Genomic DNA, 18893 nt, shown 5'->3' with positions numbered 1-18893 from the left:
AGATGACGGCGCCAATCTCGCTGGGACTTAATCTTTTGCTGGGCATAGCCGGAGGGATCGCTGTGGGCGGCGGGCTGATCGCTCTGTTTGTACTGCTTGATATCGTGCCGCGTCTGGCCCAGCTGACCTCTTCCTATCATCGGGTCCATTGGTATGAAGGGGCGATGGTAGGCGGCTCCTTGCTGGGGACGGTCAGTGACTTCTGGAACTGGAAAATAGGCGCGGGGCCTTTAATCGAACTGGGCATAGGGTTGTTCGACGGCATTTTTGTCGGTATGCTGGCTGCCGCCTTGACCGAGGTGCTGAATGTGCTGCCCATTCTGGCCAAACGTCTGAATATGACCCGGTATTTGTTTGGTCTCTTCGCGGCAATGGTCACCGGCAAGGTTGCGGGTTCTTTTTTTGACTGGTTTGTATACCTACGTTAAGAGGGGGTAATGGAGTGAGATATATTCACAGCGGTGATTATGTAGAACCCGTAAAGGGTAACGGCCCGCAGCAAAATGAGGTGGAAGTCTCGGCAGAGCCGGGGAATGAAGTTAATACAGGAGGTGCAGTGCAAGCCGAAACTCATATGGCTGACCCTGCCACGGAGGATGCTCAGCAAGATCCCGCAGTTTTGGAGAATACGGAGGTCCTGGACCCGGAGGAGGACAAAACAAAGGCTGCACCCAAAGCAGAAGCCGAACCAGGCTCCCCGGAAGCCGGTTCCGCCGATGAGCTTGGAGATGATTTCGGGGAGGGAGGCTCGTGCAGGGAACCTGCAATCCCGGAGCAAGCAACTCTCCCGGATACGGATGCTGCTGAAGGTGCCGGGGAAGAAACGGGCAGCAGCCCGGCGAATTCTGCTGCTTCCATGGAAGCTGATACAGGCACAGACGGCGGGCAGTGGGAGGCGGAGGCTGCGGACGAGCTGGGCAGCGAGGAGCCGGAAGAGCCGAAGAAGGGTTTTTTTGCCCGATTATTTGGAATGGACCCTGAATCGGAAGAAGACATGGACGAGGAGACTGAGAGCGGAGATGACACGCAAGGCGGGCAAGTAGAGGGGAAGGCTGCGGCAGGTTCGGACAAACAGCCGCAGGAGGAGCAGGCAACTCCCGAAGAGACTCAGGAAAAAGAGAAGCTCACGCTGAAGGAGGAAAATAACAACACCGACCCTTTGCAAGAGAAACGGGACCGCGAGCTTTCGGATTCGCTTGAAGAGTCTGTCATCTACTGGCAGGGGAATGATGAAATTCCCTGCTCGCTGGAAACGGCCAAAAAAACACTCACAGAGGTTATGGGGCTGGGGTCTTCGTTTGACGTGGTGTTCAGAGAGATGTCCTTTGGCGGACAACCGGCAGCCCTGCTGTTCATCAGCGGTTTTGCCAAGGATACGATACTGGACGAAATCTTGAAGCGTCTGACCTATCTTACCCCTGAACATTTATCCGCCGATGTGTTTGCCAGCTTTCTGCGAGAATATATCCCTCATATCCAGGTAGAAACGGGTGATCTGTTAAGCGAGACCGTCAACAAGGTCCTGACCGGCATCAGCGCCATATTCATTGAAGGACAGAATCAAGTTATTCTCATGGATACCCGGTCATACCCGTCGCGGAATCCCGATGAGCCTTCCATAGAACGGGTTGTGCGCGGGTCGCGCGACGGTTTTACAGAAACCCTGCTCACCAATGTTGCTCTGGTCCGAAGACGTGTGCGCGATCCCGGGCTGAAATATGAGATACACCAGGTCGGCCGCCGGACGCGGACGGATGTCTGCGTAGCTTACATCGACGATATTGTCGATAAGACCCAGGTCAAAGCTGTGACCGACAAAATCAAAGGCGTCAATCTCGACGGCATCCCGCTGGCGGACAAGCAACTGGAAGAGGTCATTGTTGGCGGCGGCTGGAATCCCTATCCGATGGTCCGTTATTCCGAGCGTCCCGACATTGTGGCCTCCCATTTACTGGAGGGCCGGGTAGTTGTGTTCGTGGATACTTCACCGAGTGTGATGGTGCTCCCTACAACGTTTTTTGACCTTTGCCAGCATGCGGAAGAGAACCGCCAAACACCGTTTATAGGAACGTATTTGCGCTGGGTCCGGTTTATCGGTATTTTCTGCTCTATGTTTCTGCTGCCGCTCTGGATGCTGCTTGTACTGCATCCAGAGCTGAAGCCGCCCATGCTCGATTTTATCGGCCCGCAAAAGACCGCGCATATTCCCCTGCTGGGGCAATTCCTGCTCGTTGAACTGGGGGTGGATCTGCTGCGGATGGCCGCCGTGCATACACCGAACCCGCTTGGTTCGGCGATGGGCCTTATTGCCGCGATCCTGGTAGGCGACATAGCTGTGCAGACAGGATTGTTTGTCAATGAAGTGGTGCTGTACATGGCCGTTGCATCGATCGGTATGTTCGCGACTCCAAGCTATGAGCTGGGGTTGGCCAACCGTATTGTCAGGCTGGTGCTTTTGCTGGCTGTGGCTGCTTTCCAGGTGCCCGGATTCGTAATCGGCACTACGCTGCTGATTATACTGTTGACCACACATCGTTCTTACAACTCTTCTTATTTGTGGCCGTTTATACCGTTTAATGCAAAAGCAATGGGTGAAATTATTCTGCGCCAGCCTGTGCTGTATTCCAAAACAAGGCCGTCCTTCAACAAAACCCGCGACAATACGAAAATGCCACCTCCGGCCAAGGGAGATGAGCAATCGTAGGATAATACAAATCAACTGCAAATTAGTCCATTCAATCAAGTTCCCTTTGTCTGCTATACTGAATATAATAAGACAGATGGAATTTGGATATTCCACAGAAATTGGAGGACTGCACAATGTTTTTACACGGGACGAGCCGGATTAACGATGCCGGGCATTTGGAGATTGGCGGGTGTGATGTAACGGAATTGAAAGCGGAATATGGTACCCCGCTGTATATATTGGACGAGCAATTGGTCCGTCGCCGCTGCCGCGAATACATGGAGGCATTTACAGCTTCCGGACTTGGCTTTCAGGTTGCTTATGCAAGCAAGGCATTTTCGATCATGGCAATGGTGCGTTTGGTGGATGAGGAAGGCTTGTCTCTGGACGTAGTCTCTGACGGTGAGCTGTACACGGCACTCCAGGCGGGGTTTCCCGCAGGACGCATTCACTTCCATGGCAACAACAAGACACCGGACGAAATCGAAATGGCTATTGATGCCGGAATCGGCTGTTTTGTAGTCGATAACCTGGTTGAACTGGGATTGCTTCAAGCGATTGCCGCGCGTAAGGAAGCGACGGTCAATGTCTTGCTGCGTGTAACGCCGGGCGTAGAAGCGCATACCCATGAATATACCTCTACGGGGCAGACGGATTCCAAATTCGGGTTCGATATCGGCAACGGCGCTGCTTATGAAGCTGTCAAAGTTGCAGCCGGCCAGCCGAATCTGAAGCTGTTGGGCGTTCACTCGCATATTGGTTCACAGATCTTTGAAACCGACGGCTTCCAACTGGCTGTAGAGCGCGTTGCCGGTTTTGCCCGCAGCGTCAAGGAAGGCCTGAATGTGGAATTCCAGGTTGTGAACCTGGGCGGAGGCTTCGGCATCCGTTATGTGGAAGGGGACACCCCGCTGCAAGTCTCCGAGTATGTAGGGGCCATCTCCGATGCCGTGAAGACTTACTTTGCCGGGATTTACAGCAAGCTCCCGCAAATTTGGGTTGAACCGGGCCGCAGCATTGTCGGCGATGCCGGCACAACACTCTACACCGTGGGGACTCAAAAGGATATCCCGGGCGTCCGCAAATATGTTGCAGTGGATGGCGGCATGACCGATAATCCGCGTCCTGCCCTGTACCAGTCCAAGTACGAGGCCCTGCTGGCCAACCGTGCGGATGAAGCTGCGACTGAGACAGTCTCCATCGCCGGCAAATGCTGCGAGAGCGGCGACATGCTCATCTGGGATGTAGAGCTTCCGGAAGCGAACAGCGGTGATCTGCTCGCGGTAGCCTGCACGGGCGCATACAACTACTCTATGGCCAGCAACTACAACCGGATTCGCCGTCCGGCGGTTGTGTTCGTACAGAATGGCCAGAGTGATCTCGTGGTGCGCCGCGAAAGCCACCAGGATATTATTGTCAATGATATTGTGCCTGCGCGCATTGCCAAGCAGACTGTTGCGAAGTAACTGCAGGCTCTGAGCAGAGCCTTATATGTAGAAGTGAAATAAGCGGGAGGCAACTCCTGCTTGTTTTGCTTTGTGCGTGATTTCATAGTAAACTAATAAACGTGTTCAACAATATGGTCAATTCGAAAGGGGTCATTTACATATGGCAAAGCAAGCGAAGATTACACTCGAAAACGGCGGCGTAGTGCTGGTCGATCTGTTCGACCAAGACGCTCCCAACACAGTAGCAAACTTTGAGAAACTGGCTAACGAAGGTTTCTACAACGGTCTGGTATTCCACCGTGTCATCCCGGGTTTTGTAGCTCAAGGCGGTTGTCCTAACGGCACAGGCTCCGGCGGTCCAGGTTACACCATTGACTGCGAGATCAACCCGAACAAACATGAGCGTGGAGTGCTTGCTATGGCCCATGCCGGCAAGAACACGGGCGGCAGCCAGTTCTATATCACTTATGCCCCACAACCGCATCTTGACGGCGTGCACACTGTCTTTGGCAAAGTGGTTGAAGGCATGGAGCATGTTGATGCGTTCAAAGGACGCGACAAAATGACTTCCGTGGAAGTTACCGAAGCTTAAGACCGTTTTTGTTACGTTAATAATCGTCACAAGACGGGGCTGCCCCAAAAGTAGATTTTCTACACATGTGACAGCCACCTCTATTAAAATTACAAGAAAAAGTAAGCAGGGCAGCGATTCTCCCGTTATTGGAGGATCGCTGCCCTGCTTTTTTGGCTGATAGTGGCTTGCTTTCCGGGATTGTGAGCAAGCGAAAGCCATCCGACCTCCAGGGTGACTTTCTCGATCTGCACATTGTATCCAGGCTTCAGCTGGCCGTTTCGCATATGGTCTTCCTTCATCCGCATAAACGTGGCGTCGTTCTTACACTTAAACAGCGGAGCGAATGGAACGACGTTCCGTTTGTGAAGCGTCCACTTAAGCGCATACGTTGATCCTACTAATAAACGGAGGCTCCCCAAGCAGCCATTTCATGGATTATGGGATATCCCCTTTTTTGGAGGGTGGGAAATCTGACTCTCTACCACAGTAGGGTGTTAAGCGGGCTAGCGGACAGGAGGAGCGTTATTTAGCGAAACAAGCCCATTTTTGTCGCCATGAGGACTTAGGATCCGCTATATGCTCCATTATTCATTATGGGGAACTAGAGATCATGAGATAAGGGCTCCTGAGTCCGCATAAACGGACAATAGGTTTATATTCAGCAAATAAGGTCAGCTGAGTCCGCAACCCATCCCAGCAGGATGGGTTGCGACTTGTATCCCGAGCTTAAGTCAACCGCTGTACTTCATCTGCCGAGTGAAGAGCCGGAGCGTCGAGTCCGGTATATCTGCGGCAGCCAGAAAAACAGTACATACATCAGCAGGAACACCACGAACGCAAACCCTTCTTCAACAAGCAGGTAATACGGGTAGGGTCCGAAGTAATCCAGCACGGAGTAGGTATCGGGCTTGTGGAGCAGGAACATGTAGTTGGAGCCCAGGTAAATATTGGCGGCGTAGACGCAGGCAGCAACCAGATTGAGACACAGCATGGTGAACAAAACCGATTTCCAGGTAGGTCTAAAGCCTTCGACCCAGGTCATGTACAATGAGGCCACTATGATTCCCCCATGCGCGACAAAGAAAAGCAGGAACCGGAAATGCGGAAACGGATAAACGAGATTCGGAGTGAGCACGGCAATAAATGCCCCGCCAATCCCGGCAAAATAAAGAAACGAATAAAGCAGGCGGCTACGCGTCAACAGCATCACTGCGGACAGGAACAGCGTAATGCCGCAGAGCTCCAGTGGCAGTGAATGACTGGATTTCCAGAGTTCGCTTGCGACGTACCAGGTCTGCAGGCCGGCTTCGCAGCTGAACAGCAGGAGGGCCAGCAGCAGGCGGATATTCCGGCGCAGCCCGGGACTTGATTGTAGGGTCAGCCTGAAGGCATAGAGCAACAGACATATAAGTATGACCGCGCCCAGGGCAACCCAGTGGGATGCCGAGAACATGATGAAATGCTCAGATCTGGAGGGGGTAAAGAAGGACGAAAGACACATGATTTTATCTCCTTGGCGCTGCAGGAATATAATGCTTAAACAAAAAAATAAAAATTTAAGATAATATATGATTCTATAGTCTCATATCACGGTATATATCTATATATTCTCTCAATCCGTCTGCAAAAGGAAGGGTTTTCCGTTATTATACGAAAAACTTCTGTTTCGGCATGCAAATAGAGCATGAATAAAAAGTGGGGGAATAAGCTGCAAAAGGAGACTATTTTTAAAGATCCAAAAAACGAAGCGGAGGGGTTCCAGAAACATGATGAAGAAAAGAATCAGCCTGATGTTGGTCATGCTTATGCTTGTTGCGCAATATGCCTACGGCATAGGATTTACATCAGAAGTCAAGGCAGCGGGGATCGAGAATGACAGGGATATCATCACCAGTGTCTCGATGGCAGTATACGGCCCGGATGGGCAGACTGTTACCGGTAACGTATATGCGCAGGATTCCAATGTAACGCTGGACTATACCTGGGCGCTGCCGAACGGGCATCCTTACAAAGCCGGGGCTACGTTTACTTTTCAGTTGCCCGAGCAATTCCAGCTTTACAATGATATCGGCGGTTCTTTAGTCTCGGAGGAAGGAGATGTAGGAAGCTTTTCCGTCAGCCAGGCTACTCATCAGGTTGTGATGAGCTTTAATGACTACATAGAGACACATGACAATGTGCAAGGTACGCTGCGGATTAACACAAAGTTCAACAAACAGGTTATTTCCGGAAGTGTAGTGCAGCAGATATTGTTCCCTGTGAATGGCGGAATCCAGACGGTCACCGTAACCTTCAAACCGGATGTCGGGTCGACCATTGAAAAAAGCGGCAGGGCCCAGGGATTTAATGCAGACAGCATAACCTGGACGGTAGATGTCAATAAAAAGCTTGAGTCTGTGAGCAATGCCGTGGTTACCGATCCGCTGCCAAGCGGTCTTTCACTTGATGTACCGGTCACGGTTGCCGTGTATACGCTTGATGTTCGACTCGACGGGTCTGTATCCCAGGGAGCTCAGCTTGACAGCAGTGAATATTCGGCCGAAGTTACAGACGGCATTCTCAGCGTCCGTTTCAGTGATCCGGTCATCACTGGCGCCTATCGTATTCAGTTTAGCACAGCGATTACCGATGAGAGCCGTTCAAGCTTCACCAATACGGCTACGTTCACTGGAGAGGGCCGGACACCTGCTGATTCTTCGGCCACAGTGAATGTGGAGCGCGGTGGAAGCCTGAAGAAGTATTCTACCAAATATGACTCTGCCAACCAGGTCATTTCCTGGGCAATTGAATACAATTATAACAACAAGACTATCTCCGGCCCGCATGCGGTTCTAACCGATTTGTTCAACGATACGCAGGAGCTGGTTCCGGATTCTTTAAAAGTATACCCGGTGACCCTGGATTCTGCAGGCAAGGCCACTAAAGGGGATGCTCTCACAGAAGGGCAAGACTACACGGTAACTGGAGCAGCAGGGGAGAAGCAAAATGGATTTACGCTGCAGTTCAAAGACGGTATCTCCTCGCCTTACCGGATTGAATACCAGACGAAAGCAACTGATCGTGTATTCAATGACAGCACGGTCTATAATACCGTAAGCGACAGCACTTACAGCGAACAGGCCAGCCAGCATATCCGGCAGGTTATTGTCTACAAGACTTTGTCCGTTGTAAACTACCAGACACAGACGCTTGACTGGAAAGTCACGCTGAACGGAGACAACTATCAGATGAATCAAGTCCTGGTCACGGATACTTTTCCGGCAGGCGGGCTAAAGTTCATCCCGTCGTCGCTGACAGTCAGAAATGCTGAAGGAGCCGTACTGAATCCTTCGGAGTATACTTTGGATTACGAAACTCCGGTGGAACCGAGCAAGGGGTTCAAAATCAAGTTCAAAGCAGCGGTCTCCGGCACTCATACGATCACTTACCAAACGCTTTTCAACAATGATTGGCTTACCGGAAATACGGATAATTTCATCAACCATGCCCGTATCGACTGGAAGGATGATTCTGCAGAATCCTATTCTGCCGAAGCCAAGGGACTATTTATCCCGCGGATTGAAGTCAAGAATAACGGGTTCAAGTCCGGTTCCTATAATGCTTCCTCCAAGGAGATTACTTGGACGGTAGGTGCCAACTATAACGGAAAAACCATCAATAAGCCTCTTATTGCCGATGTCCTGAAATCCGGCCAGTCTCTGGTTCCGGGTTCAGTGAAGGTGTACGAGATGAATATTGCCAAAAACGGCGACCCGGCGCGGGGAGCTGAACTGAACAGCAATTTATACACCTACAGTGTAGGTTCGGACAACAAGCTGGTGGTGGAGTTTACCAAAACGATCAGTGCTCCTTATTATCTGGTGTTTACAACCAGTCTTGAAGGCAGGCTGATTGGCTCCACACTGGAGAACACCGCGAACGTATGGGATGGAGCAAACAAGGTATCCAAAGATCTTAAGGCCACTATCAAAATCCCCTTCGGAGCCGAATATGTGAACAAAAACGGCGTGCAGAACGGGGAGAAAATCGATTGGAGCCTGAATATCAACCGCAGTCAATCCCATGTAAGGGATGCTGTGATTACCGATACGCCAAGCCCCAATCAAATTTTGCTGCCGGATACGTTCCATCTGTATCCTACAACTGTGGCGGCTAACGGAGATGTTGTGAAAAGCGGACCCGAGCTTGTTAAGGGCACGGATTATCTTCTTGCGATTCAGTCCGACGAGGACGGGAAGGAATCCTTTAAGCTAAGCTTTGTTGATGACATCGACAGTGCCTATATCCTGGAATATCAGTCGCTGGTTATGGCACGGACCGGAGATAAAGTGAGCAACAGTGTAAGCTTTACCGGCAGCAATGAGGTTCTTGTCCAGCAGGAGACGACCAAGGAAATTACTGTCGGGATTTCCAGCGGCTCCGGAACGGGAAGCGGGGTGCGAGGGACTTTAACGGTTACCAAGCTCGATGATGCGGATCATTTGAAAAAGCTCGGCGGAGCCACCTTTGAGCTATACCGCCTAACCAGCACAGACCGTGTGCTTATGAGTACCGCAACGACGAACGCTGAGGGGAAAGCGACCTTTGCCAAGCTTTGGCTGGGCAGCTATGTGCTGATTGAGACAGCGGCGCCCGAAGGATATGTCTTGGATTCCAAGGAATATCCGGTAACCGTAGGATCGGCAACAGAGATTATGCTGAATGTGACCAACCGCAAAGCCGATCATCCGACGGCAACGCCAGAACCGACCTCGACGCCGGCACCGACAGCTACTCCGCTGCCGACGGCAACACCGGCACCGACGGCAACAGCGGTACCAACAGCGGAGCCGACCGTGCCACCGGGGTCGAATGAGACACCTGCACCGGGATCAACTGTACCCCCTTCGGCTCCGGCTACACCAGGATCAGGATTCCTGGGTGCTCCCGTTTCACCTGTGCCTTCGGCTTCTACGGTTCCAGGTGTAATCATTGATGATCCTGAAGTTCCGGCCGGGCCTGGCAATGTGCCGGATGTCCAGCCGTCTCCACCTTCTCCACCGGCAGGCGGAGGTGCGCCGGACGAAGAAATTCCGGTGGACGATGATGTGCCTTCCGGCGGTGTCGATATTGACGAGGAAGAAGTTCCGGCTGGAACTGTAATTACGCCTCCGGCTCCAAATACAGCCGTAAGCAATGAGGGGATGCTGCCGCAGACCGGTGAATCCAGTCCGTTGCCGCTGTATCTGGCGGGAATGGGACTGATCCTGCTCGGGTTTGTGCTGAACCGGGTATACAAACGGAATCACAAAGCGGAATAGGTTCCCCTTTCCCTCTATGGGGATAGAAACATGAACTAAGCAGCGAGTCCACCCGGTTATCCGGAGACTCGCTGTTTTTTGTTTTCAATCCATGGCTGTCTTTGCATATTCCGATAAACTCATGGACTGAACAAGTGTGATCAATGTTATAATGGGAGTCAAAAAAGGATGCAACCATCATGGGACACTCACTGCCTTTACTAAACTCCAAACTGCGGATGCCCGCGGTGCAGGAACAGACGGTGAATCGCCCGCGCCTGCTTGAACTGCTCTCCGAGGGGCTCCGGCGGCGTGCCACTTTTGTGACAGCTCCGGCGGGATACGGCAAAACGACCCTAATCTCCCAATGGGCCGGACAATTGAAAGAGGCGGTGGGCTGGGTCACGCTGAATGAACGGGATAATGATCTTCTGCTGTTCTGGAAATACATCCTGGAAGCGATTGAAAGGGCTTGTCCCGGGTTTTATCCGGTATGGTCGGAAGCGGAGGGACTCAGACCCGGTAATTATGAACCGTTGATGATTGAGCTGCTTAATGCGCTGGAGGACTGGAGACAACCCCTGGTACTCATTCTGGATGATTGGCATTACATAACAGATCCGCATATTCAGGAGTCTGTATCTTTTTTTATAGAGTATCTGCCGCCCAATCTCCATCTTTGCTTTGCCAGCCGCAGGGAAACCTCGCTGCCCAAAGTCAAATGGCAGACCAGCGGTTGGGTTCTGCAGCTGAACCACAGCCAGCTGCGGTTCAATCTGGCGGAGACCTCTGCATTTCTGGGACAGTTCCCCCAACAAGCGCTGGGACAGGCCCAGACAGAACGTCTGCTTGAGCTAACTGAGGGTTGGGCAGCCGGACTTCGTCTGGCTTCTCTGTCGCCCGGCCAGCTGCAGCAGCCGGAATCGTTGCTTCCTGAGCTGCCTGCGGGCCCCGGCCGGACCGGACAATTTCTGCTGGAAGAAGTGTTCAGCAGTCTGGATGCGGAGACTGGGCGTTTCTTGATGATGACCTCCATGCTGGAGCGTCTGCACGGGTCTTTGTGCACGGCGTTGACCGGAGACGAGAACAGCGGCTCAAGGCTGAAAGCCGCCGCAGCCGCGAACCTGTTCCTCACACCGCTGGATGAGAACAGCAGCTGGTTCCGCTTTCATCCGCTGTTTGCCGAATTTCTGAACAAAGAGCTGGAACGGCGGGAACCGGGATTAACCCGGACTCTGCTGCACAAAGCGGCGGTCTGGTGCGAGGCGAACGGGCTGGAAGAGGACGCAGTGGACTATTATTTAAAGGGCTATTATTATCTTGATGCCATCGCTTTGCTTGAGCAAATGAAGGCACTGATGATACGCAAGGAGTTCTCCACACTCCGTCATTGGCTCTCGCGTATCCCCGAGGACCTGCTGCGCGGCCGCCGCTATCTTTACTTTTCTTACATCTATGCGCTGCTCTGGAACAACGAGCCGGTTTTGGCGGAGAATCACTTGCGCCTGGCCCGGGAATATTACGAGGCAGCTTCCCCGGAATGGAGCGCAGCGGAACGCGATGCCTATCTGGGCAGCTACTACTATGTCCGCAACTTCAAGTCGACCCAATATGATCTGGATGTGGTCAAAGGCCTCGAATATATCCGGCTCTCCCTGCAGCATAGTCCGTCGGGGACGGATCTGATTTTTGCCCCGCCGCATATGCCGCTGTGTCCTTCCATCTTCAGATCCTATAACGGCAAGCGCGGCAGGCATTTGCCCCGGGAAATAGCCGATCCTTTTTTTGCGGGCATGATCGAATTCATGACTCCGATGCGTATTCAGGAATCGGTGCTTATCTGTTATGGTGAACTGCTCTATGAGCGGAATGAACTGGCTGCCGCCGAGGATTTTTTGAAACGTGGCTTGCAGGAGAATGCCCAGACCAGACATCAGCCGGAAAAAGCCTACGTTCCCGCTTATCTGTTTCTATCCCGGGTCTGCCGGGCCCGGAATGAGCATGCGGCTGCCGCAAGATGGCTGGAAGAAGCGGAGCAGAAGGCGCGGGCAGCGGGGGAGCGGACAGCCCTGCTGCTTATTGAGACGGAAATGGCAGCTTCGGCCCTTGAACGGGGCGATAGGCATGCTGCTCTTCGCTGGAAAGAACGTCATGGACTGCAAGCCGATGATCCGGTCTCGGTATATCAGCTGTTCCAGTACCTGTTCCTGGTACGGGTGTTGATGGAGGAGGGGCAGACCTTGGAAGCCTTGGAGCTGGCAGGCAGGCTGCTAAACCTGGCTGAAAAGGGACACAGGCCCATGGATGCTCTGGAGGCCCAGATTCTGCAGTCCTTGCTTCTGGAGCGGCAGAATCAGCAGGAACAGGCACTGCTGACCCTGGAGGAGGCCCTGCAATATGCGGAGACCGATGACTATATCCGGATTTTTGCCGACAAAGGGGAGTCCTTGGCCCTTCTTCTGAAGCAATATATCGGGCTGCGCCAGAAAGGTTATTTACGGGACAAAACCGGGCCCTCGCTGGCATACATCCGCCGGATTCTGGCCTGTTTCGCGGATGAACGCGGTGACCAGTCCTTTCGCCGAAGCCGGGGAGAGGTACTGCAGTCCCTTTTAACTGCAAAGGAATATCGTATATACTGCTGTATGGAAGAGGGGATGGACAATAAGGTCATCGCCGAATCCCTGAGCATTGGTATGGGCACGCTCAAAACGCATATCAACCGTATTTACAGCAAACTTCAAGTCCATAACCGGGTGGAGGCGTTGCGGCGCGGCAAGCAGTGGGATAACAAACACGCCGGATTCTGATACGGTGGATAATACTAATTTATGGAGGGATTGGAATGTGGAAGGAATTTAAAAGCTTTGCTCTAAAGGGAAATGTGCTGGATCTGGCAGTCGCAGTTATTATTGGTGCAGCCTTCGGCAAAATTGTGACTTCTCTGGTGAATGATATTATCATGCCGCTTGTGGGTCTGATCATGGGCGGAATTGATTTGAAGGATTTGACGTTCAGCCCTGAGGGGATAAATGTCAAAGTACCCTTTGGTTTGTTTCTGCAGTCGGTTGTCGACTTTTTCATCATTTCCTTCTCTATTTTCCTGGTAATCAAGCTGGCCAGCCGCTTCAAGAAAAAGGAAACGGTGAAAGTGGAGGTAGTTGAACCGCCTACACCTGCGCCAGAGGTGGCGTTGCTTACCGAAATTCGTGATTTGTTGAAACAGCAGGAACGCGGATTGTAAAATATACACATCAATCAGTTACATAAAATAAGTTAATTTATTATTTTCACTTGCATTTTGACAAAGTAAGTGTTAATTTTGTTGTAAGTCACAGCAAGACCAATCAAATAACTGATCAATATCCTTCAGGGCAGGGTGCAATTCCCTACCGGCGGTGATGCTGCTGCATACAGGTGCAACAATCTGTATGCGTGCTTAGTCCGCTACCCGGACCGCATGATTTATGCGGACGGTGGACCCGGTGCAATTCCGGGACCGACAGTATAGTCTGGATGGAAGAAGGAGAGATTGACGTTTGCCTGGCCTATTGTGCCTGGCAGGCGAGGCTGCAGTGTTTCAACTATTATGTGCGTTATTTCACAATTCCGTCCGTATCCCGACGGTTATTTGCGTACATCTTAAATAGAACCTCAGTATACTCTCAACCACCCATCTTTCAGCTCCCCCTGGAGTTTGAAATGGGTGTTTTTTGTCTTGGCAACTGAGTCATTGGCTTGAAAGATCGGAGGATGATGATGGACACGATGAACGATGAGTATTATATGTCCCTGGCGCTGGATATGGCCGAACGGGCACAAGGACAGACGGGAATCAACCCGGTGGTTGGCTGTGTTGTCGTCAAAGACGGCGCCATGATTGGCTTGGGCACACATTTGCAGCGGGGGACGGGACATGCCGAGGTTCATGCCTTGAACATGGCCGCCGGAAAGGCCCGGGGGAGTACGGCTTACGTTACGCTGGAACCCTGCAGCCATTACGGCAAAACCCCGCCCTGCAGCCAGCGGCTGATCGACGAGGGGGTAACCCGGGTAGTAGTTGCCTGTGAGGACCCTAATCCGCAAGTGGCAGGCCGTGGAGTTCAAATGCTTCGTGAACAGGGGATTGAGGTAGAGGTAGGCCTGCTGCGCGGCCGTGCCTTACGGCTGAATGAGAAATTCATCAAATATATTTTGACGAAACAGCCCTTCGTAACGCTTAAAAGTGCAAGTACACTGGACGGCAGGATTGCCACACGGACCGGAGACAGCAAATGGATCTCGAACGCGGAAGCGCGGAAGATCGTACACACGCTGCGGCACCGTCATCAGGGCATTATGGTCGGCGTGAATACGATCATCGCGGATAATCCTTCGCTGACGACAAGGCTTGAGGTTCCGGGGCTGAATCCGGTGCGGATTGTGATAGATTCCACGCTGCGGATTCCGCTGGAAGCGGCTGTAGTCAGCGATGGCCTGGCACCTACGGTTATAGTCACTACCGGTGCAGCCGATCCCGGCACCAAAGCACTTCTGCAGGCGGCTGGCGTACAGGTAGTGGTCTGCGGCCCCGGCCCACGCGTGGATTTGAAGTCGGCCATGACGGCGCTTGGCGAGCTGGAGATCGGCTCCATCCTGCTGGAAGGCGGAGGCACCCTCAATGGTGCGATGCTTGAGGCCGGGCTCATTGACCGGGTGATTCTGTTCTTTGCTCCCAAGATTGTCGGCGGCGGAGCAGGAGAGAAAGGGACTTTTGCTTTTCCCGGTGTTGAACTGATGCGGGATGCCATCTCGCTTGAGGGAGTGGAAGTGGAAGTGCTCGGGGATAATGTGTGTATCAGCGGCACTCCGGTACGCTAATTAACTTTGGAGGAGGGATCGCATGTTCACGGGATTAATTGAGGAGATTGGCGTCCTGCGGAGCGTCGCCAGCGGTGGTGAAATGATGGTGATGAACATTGGGGCTTCCGTGATTATGTCAGATCTGAAGATCGGGGACAGCGTGTCGGTCAATGGAGTATGTCTGACAGCCACAACCTTGGGCGATCATTATTTTACTGTCGATGTCATGCCGGAGACTTACCGCAACAGCAACCTGAAGGAGCTGCGGACCGGAAGCAAAATGAATTTGGAACGGGCGATGGCTTCCGGCGGGCGGTTCGGCGGTCATATCGTACAGGGACATGTGGATGGTACAGGCACAATCAAAAGTGTGAAACGTGATCAAAATGCCGTGGTGTTTGAAGTGGCGCCTGACCGCAAAGCGCTGTTCAAATTCATTATACCCAAAGGTTCAATTACCATTGATGGCATCAGCCTGACGGTGGTTCATACCTCAGCTTCAGGTTTTACCGTGTCGATCATTCCCCACACGCTTGGCGAAACTGTGCTGGCGCATAAACGGGCAGGAGACACTGTAAATATTGAGACGGATGTGCTGGGCAAATATGTGGATCATCTGCTGCATTACGGTGCCGCCGCACCCGGTGAAGACGAGGGGTCTTCCGGCATCAGCCGTGATTTTCTGGCGTCGAACGGATTTGCATAAATTCAAGAATATGCTTACGAAGGCCCCTATGGCCACGTAAAGCTTCAGGAGGACAGTGTCATGAGTCAGCACACCCCAAAAGACAGTGTTTTGGACCCCATAGAAGAAGCAATATATGATTTGATGCGCGGCAAAGTGATCATAGTGGTCGATGATGAGGACCGGGAGAATGAAGGGGACTTCATCGCGCTTGCCGAACGGGCTACACCGGAAGTCATCAATTTTATGATTACCGAAGGGCGGGGGCTTGTCTGCCTGCCGATTACGCCGGAACGGGCTGAAGAACTGGAGCTGACACCGATGGTCAGCCAGAATACCGACTTCCACGGCACCGCCTTCACGGTCTCCATTGACCATAAGGATACAACGACCGGGATTTCTGCACATGAGCGATCCATGACCGTCAAATCCATTATAGACCCGAATGCGAAACCTTCCGATTTCCGCAGACCTGGCCATATGTTCCCGCTGATTGCCAAGAAGGGCGGCGTCCTGCGGCGTTCCGGCCATACCGAGGCCGCTGTGGATCTTGCCCGTATGTGCGGCGCTTATCCGGCCGGGGTGATCTGTGAGGTCGTCAAAGAAGACGGCTCCATGGCCCGCCTGCCGGATCTGGTCGAGATTGCGCGCAAGCATGAGCTGAAGCTGATCAGCATCAAGGATCTAATCCACTACCGCAATGAGAAGGAGCAACTGGTAACCCGCGAGGTTTCGGTGCGTATGCCAACCGATTTCGGTGAATTCCAGACCATTGCCTACACGAATGAGGTGGATGACAAGGAGCATGTCGCCCTCGTCAAGGGAGATATCTCCGGTGATGAGCCTGTGCTGGTCCGGGTGCACTCCGAATGCCTGACCGGAGACGTATTCCACTCCCACCGCTGCGACTGCGGGCCGCAGTTCGAAGCGGCCTTGCGGCAGATCGAAATTGCCGGAAGAGGCGTGCTGCTCTACATGCGCCAGGAAGGCAGGGGAATCGGCCTTATTAATAAGCTGCGTGCCTACAAATTGCAGGAGGAGGGTCTCGATACCGTGGATGCCAATCTCAAGCTCGGTTTTCCGGCCGATCTCCGCGATTACGGGATTGGCGCACAGATCCTGAAGGATCTTGGTATTCGCCAGATCAGACTGCTGACCAATAATCCGCGCAAGATTAAAGGCCTGGAAGGATATGGCCTGGAAGTGGTTGAACGCGTGCCGATTCAAATGGCGGAGAACAAGGACAATACCAATTATCTGCATACCAAGCAGGCCAAGCTTGGCCATATGATGTCTTTTGACGACATTGAACAGAATGAAGATACAAAAGCCTAACACAATAACTTATTAATGAAGGGTTGATGAAGAATATGCCAAATTATTTTGAAGGACATTTAGTTTCCGAGGGATTGCGATATGGAGTGGTGGTCGGCCGTTTCAATGAATTTATTACCAGCAAATTGCTTTCGGGCGCACTGGATGCCTTTAAACGCCATGGCGTCGCTGACAACGAAGTGGATGTAGCCTGGGTTCCCGGAGTATTTGAAATTCCGTTGATTGCCCAAAAAATGGCGGAAAGCGGAAAATACGATGCCGTCGTCACGCTTGGAACAGTAATCCGCGGCTCCACTACCCATTATGATTATGTGTGCAACGAAGTCGCCAAAGGGGTAGCGGCCATTAACCTCAAGACCGGAGTGCCCACGATTTTTGGCGTGGTGACCACGGAGAATATTGAGCAGGCGATTGAGCGCTCCGGAACCAAAGCAGGCAATAAAGGCTGGGATGCTGCCACGGCAGCCATCGAAATGGCGAACCTGAATAAGCTGATGAAGTAACACAGCTATAGAAGGCTGAACACTTTTATATTGACGAATCCACTCAAAACGTGCTTATTTATATGTATAAGAAGAAAGCATGGATTATAGAAATCTTTCTACTTGTGTAGCGTCCCTGCGGCGCTGCACTTTACTTTTTTTAGGCTGGAGGAAACCTCGTGACTGTATTGTACAAGCTGGAGACGTTTGAAGGTCCGCTGGATCTGCTGCTGCATTTAATCGACAAGGCGGAAATCGATATCCAGGACATTCCGGTCGCCGAGATCACCGAACAGTATATGGAATACCTGCGCAGCATGCAGGAGCTTGAGCTGGATATTACCAGTGAATTTTTGGTGATGGCAGCTACCCTGCTGTCAATCAAGAGCAAGCTGCTGCTGCCGAAGCCGCCGGTCATCGAAATAGAGGATTTTGAGTATTACGAAGACGAGGATTTCGATCCCCGTGCCGAGCTGATTCAGCGTCTGATTGAATATCGTAAGTTCAAGAGCATTGCTGTACACTTGCTGGATATGGAAAGCGAGCGGAGTCTGATTTTTACGAAGGAGCCGGAGGATCTGGGACCCTTCGTGCCCACGCAGATCGATCATACCGTAAAGGGGCTTCAGCCCTCTGACCTGATCGCCGCCTTCCGCAAGGCGCTGAGCAAAGCGGCCAGACGCACCTCCTATCAGCGGATTACCCGGGATGAAATTTCGGTAAAGGACCGGATTCGCGATGTGAAGGACGCGCTGCAGCGCAGAGGCAAAGGCGGAAAGCTGCGGTTCTCGGCGCTGCTTGAGGATGAAATGGCCCGCCATGAGATCGTAGTGACCTTTTTGGCCATTCTGGAGCTCATGAAAATGAAGGCCATCTATTGTTATCAGGAGAAATTGTTTGATGACATTGTTATGGAATGGAGAGGGGAAGAACAAATAGATGAATTACAAAGAGCTGAAATCGATTATTGAAGGCCTGCTGTTCCTGTCGGGTGATGAAGGGTTGTCTGTGCGCCAGATTGCCGAGATTACCGAACAGCGGCCCGAGCTTGCGGCCAAAGCTCTCGAAGAGCTGCGGGAGGACTACGTCTCCCAGGAGCGGGGGCTGCAGGTCGTGCAGATTGCCGGGAATTACCGGCTGGCCACCTTGTCCGAGCATGCGCATTATTTTGAGCGGCTGGCGTATTCCCCATCCAGATCCTCTTTATCGCAAGCGGCACTGGAGACCTTGGCCATTGTGGCTTACCGCCAGCCGATCACCCGTGTGGAGATCGAGGAGATCCGCGGCGTGAAATCGGAACGGGCCATCCATACTTTGAACAACAAGGATCTGATTCATGAAGTGGGGCGTGCAGAAGCTGTGGGACGGCCGATCCTTTATGGGACTACGAAGTCATTTCTGGATAGCTTTGGCCTCGCTAGCCTGAAAGATTTGCCCGAACCGTCAAGCTTTGAGAGCCCGGATAATCTTGAGGAAGAAACCCAGCTGCTGTTCAATAAATTGGACAGCCAGATGACCTTCGGGGATTCCGAACCCGAGCAGGCATAGGGAAATCATAGGTA

The 18893-nt window shown here is 52.4% G+C and carries 15 protein-coding genes and 1 riboswitch; of the genes, 13 read left to right on the top strand and 2 right to left on the bottom strand.

The genetic code is table 11. The features are described 5' to 3' along the window. Window positions 1–2: 2 nt before the first annotated feature. The 4 genes from IEY53_RS10345 to IEY53_RS10330 all read left to right on the top strand — a co-directional run bounded on the left by IEY53_RS10345 (window position 3) and on the right by IEY53_RS10330 (window position 4726). Window positions 3–428 (top strand): stage V sporulation protein AB, encoded by a 426-nt coding sequence (locus IEY53_RS10345; RefSeq protein ID WP_189024583.1) that lies wholly within the window; start codon window positions 3–5, stop codon window positions 426–428. Window positions 429–970: 542 nt separating this feature from the next. Further along, on the top strand, window positions 971–2704 hold the full coding sequence (locus IEY53_RS10340; RefSeq protein ID WP_373293839.1) for a spore germination protein: 1734 nt from the start codon (window positions 971–973) through the stop codon (window positions 2702–2704). Between the two features lie 116 nt (window positions 2705–2820). Beyond that, window positions 2821–4152, top strand: a complete 1332-nt coding sequence (gene lysA / locus IEY53_RS10335) for a diaminopimelate decarboxylase (RefSeq protein WP_189024581.1) — start codon at window positions 2821–2823, stop codon at window positions 4150–4152. A 142-nt stretch (window positions 4153–4294) separates the two neighbouring features. Further along, entirely contained in the window at window positions 4295–4726 is a 432-nt protein-coding gene (locus IEY53_RS10330; RefSeq protein WP_189024579.1) for a peptidylprolyl isomerase, read from the top strand. 125 nt (window positions 4727–4851) lie between these two features. On the opposite strand, the gene IEY53_RS10325 is transcribed toward IEY53_RS10330, so the two are convergent. Together IEY53_RS10325 and IEY53_RS10320 are read right to left on the bottom strand one after the other, a co-directional pair. Beyond that, entirely contained in the window at window positions 4852–5007 is a 156-nt protein-coding gene (locus IEY53_RS10325) for a hypothetical protein (protein WP_189024879.1), read from the bottom strand. A gap of 446 nt (window positions 5008–5453) precedes the next feature. Continuing rightward, on the bottom strand, window positions 5454–6209 hold the full coding sequence (locus IEY53_RS10320; protein ID WP_189024577.1) for a YwaF family protein: 756 nt from the start codon (window positions 6207–6209) through the stop codon (window positions 5454–5456). A gap of 265 nt (window positions 6210–6474) precedes the next feature. Between IEY53_RS10320 and IEY53_RS10315 the strand changes: the two genes are divergently transcribed. The 9 genes from IEY53_RS10315 (at window position 6475) to scpB (ending at window position 18879) form a co-directional block, all read left to right on the top strand. Continuing rightward, window positions 6475–10008 (top strand): LPXTG cell wall anchor domain-containing protein, encoded by a 3534-nt coding sequence (locus IEY53_RS10315; protein WP_189024576.1) that lies wholly within the window; start codon window positions 6475–6477, stop codon window positions 10006–10008. A gap of 179 nt (window positions 10009–10187) precedes the next feature. After that, window positions 10188–12797, top strand: coding sequence for a winged helix-turn-helix domain-containing protein (locus tag IEY53_RS10310; protein ID WP_189024574.1), 2610 nt, complete (start codon window positions 10188–10190; stop codon window positions 12795–12797). 35 nt (window positions 12798–12832) lie between these two features. Then, complete coding sequence (mscL, locus tag IEY53_RS10305) at window positions 12833–13231, top strand: large-conductance mechanosensitive channel protein MscL (RefSeq protein ID WP_189024572.1); 399 nt, start codon at window positions 12833–12835, stop codon at window positions 13229–13231. Window positions 13232–13348: 117 nt separating this feature from the next. After that, window positions 13349–13519: riboswitch (FMN riboswitch) on the top strand. A 227-nt stretch (window positions 13520–13746) separates the two neighbouring features. Beyond that, a complete protein-coding gene (ribD, locus tag IEY53_RS10300) occupies window positions 13747–14847 on the top strand; it encodes a bifunctional diaminohydroxyphosphoribosylaminopyrimidine deaminase/5-amino-6-(5-phosphoribosylamino)uracil reductase RibD (RefSeq protein WP_189024570.1) in 1101 nt (366 codons plus the stop codon). Window positions 14848–14869: 22 nt separating this feature from the next. Further along, a complete protein-coding gene (locus tag IEY53_RS10295; protein ID WP_189024568.1) occupies window positions 14870–15535 on the top strand; it encodes a riboflavin synthase in 666 nt (221 codons plus the stop codon). Window positions 15536–15595: 60 nt separating this feature from the next. Continuing rightward, window positions 15596–16849 carry a bifunctional 3,4-dihydroxy-2-butanone-4-phosphate synthase/GTP cyclohydrolase II gene (locus tag IEY53_RS10290; protein ID WP_189024566.1) on the top strand — a complete coding sequence of 418 codons (1254 nt, stop codon included), beginning with the start codon at window positions 15596–15598 and terminating at the stop codon, window positions 16847–16849. 35 nt (window positions 16850–16884) lie between these two features. Continuing rightward, the gene (gene ribH / locus IEY53_RS10285; protein WP_189024866.1) at window positions 16885–17352 is read left to right on the top strand and encodes a 6,7-dimethyl-8-ribityllumazine synthase; all 468 of its coding nucleotides are present in this window, start codon (window positions 16885–16887) and stop codon (window positions 17350–17352) included. 158 nt (window positions 17353–17510) lie between these two features. After that, a complete protein-coding gene (locus IEY53_RS10280; RefSeq protein ID WP_189024564.1) occupies window positions 17511–18302 on the top strand; it encodes a segregation and condensation protein A in 792 nt (263 codons plus the stop codon). Then, window positions 18271–18879, top strand: a complete 609-nt coding sequence (gene scpB / locus IEY53_RS10275) for an SMC-Scp complex subunit ScpB (RefSeq protein WP_189024562.1) — start codon at window positions 18271–18273, stop codon at window positions 18877–18879. Before IEY53_RS10280 ends, scpB begins: the two co-directional genes overlap by 32 nt. Window positions 18880–18893 lie beyond the last annotated feature (14 nt).

It is taken from the genome of Paenibacillus albidus (assembly GCF_014644435.1).
GTDB lineage: Bacteria > Bacillota > Bacilli > Paenibacillales > Paenibacillaceae > Paenibacillus_AQ > Paenibacillus_AQ albidus.
This window is presented reverse-complemented; position numbering and strand designations above follow the sequence as displayed.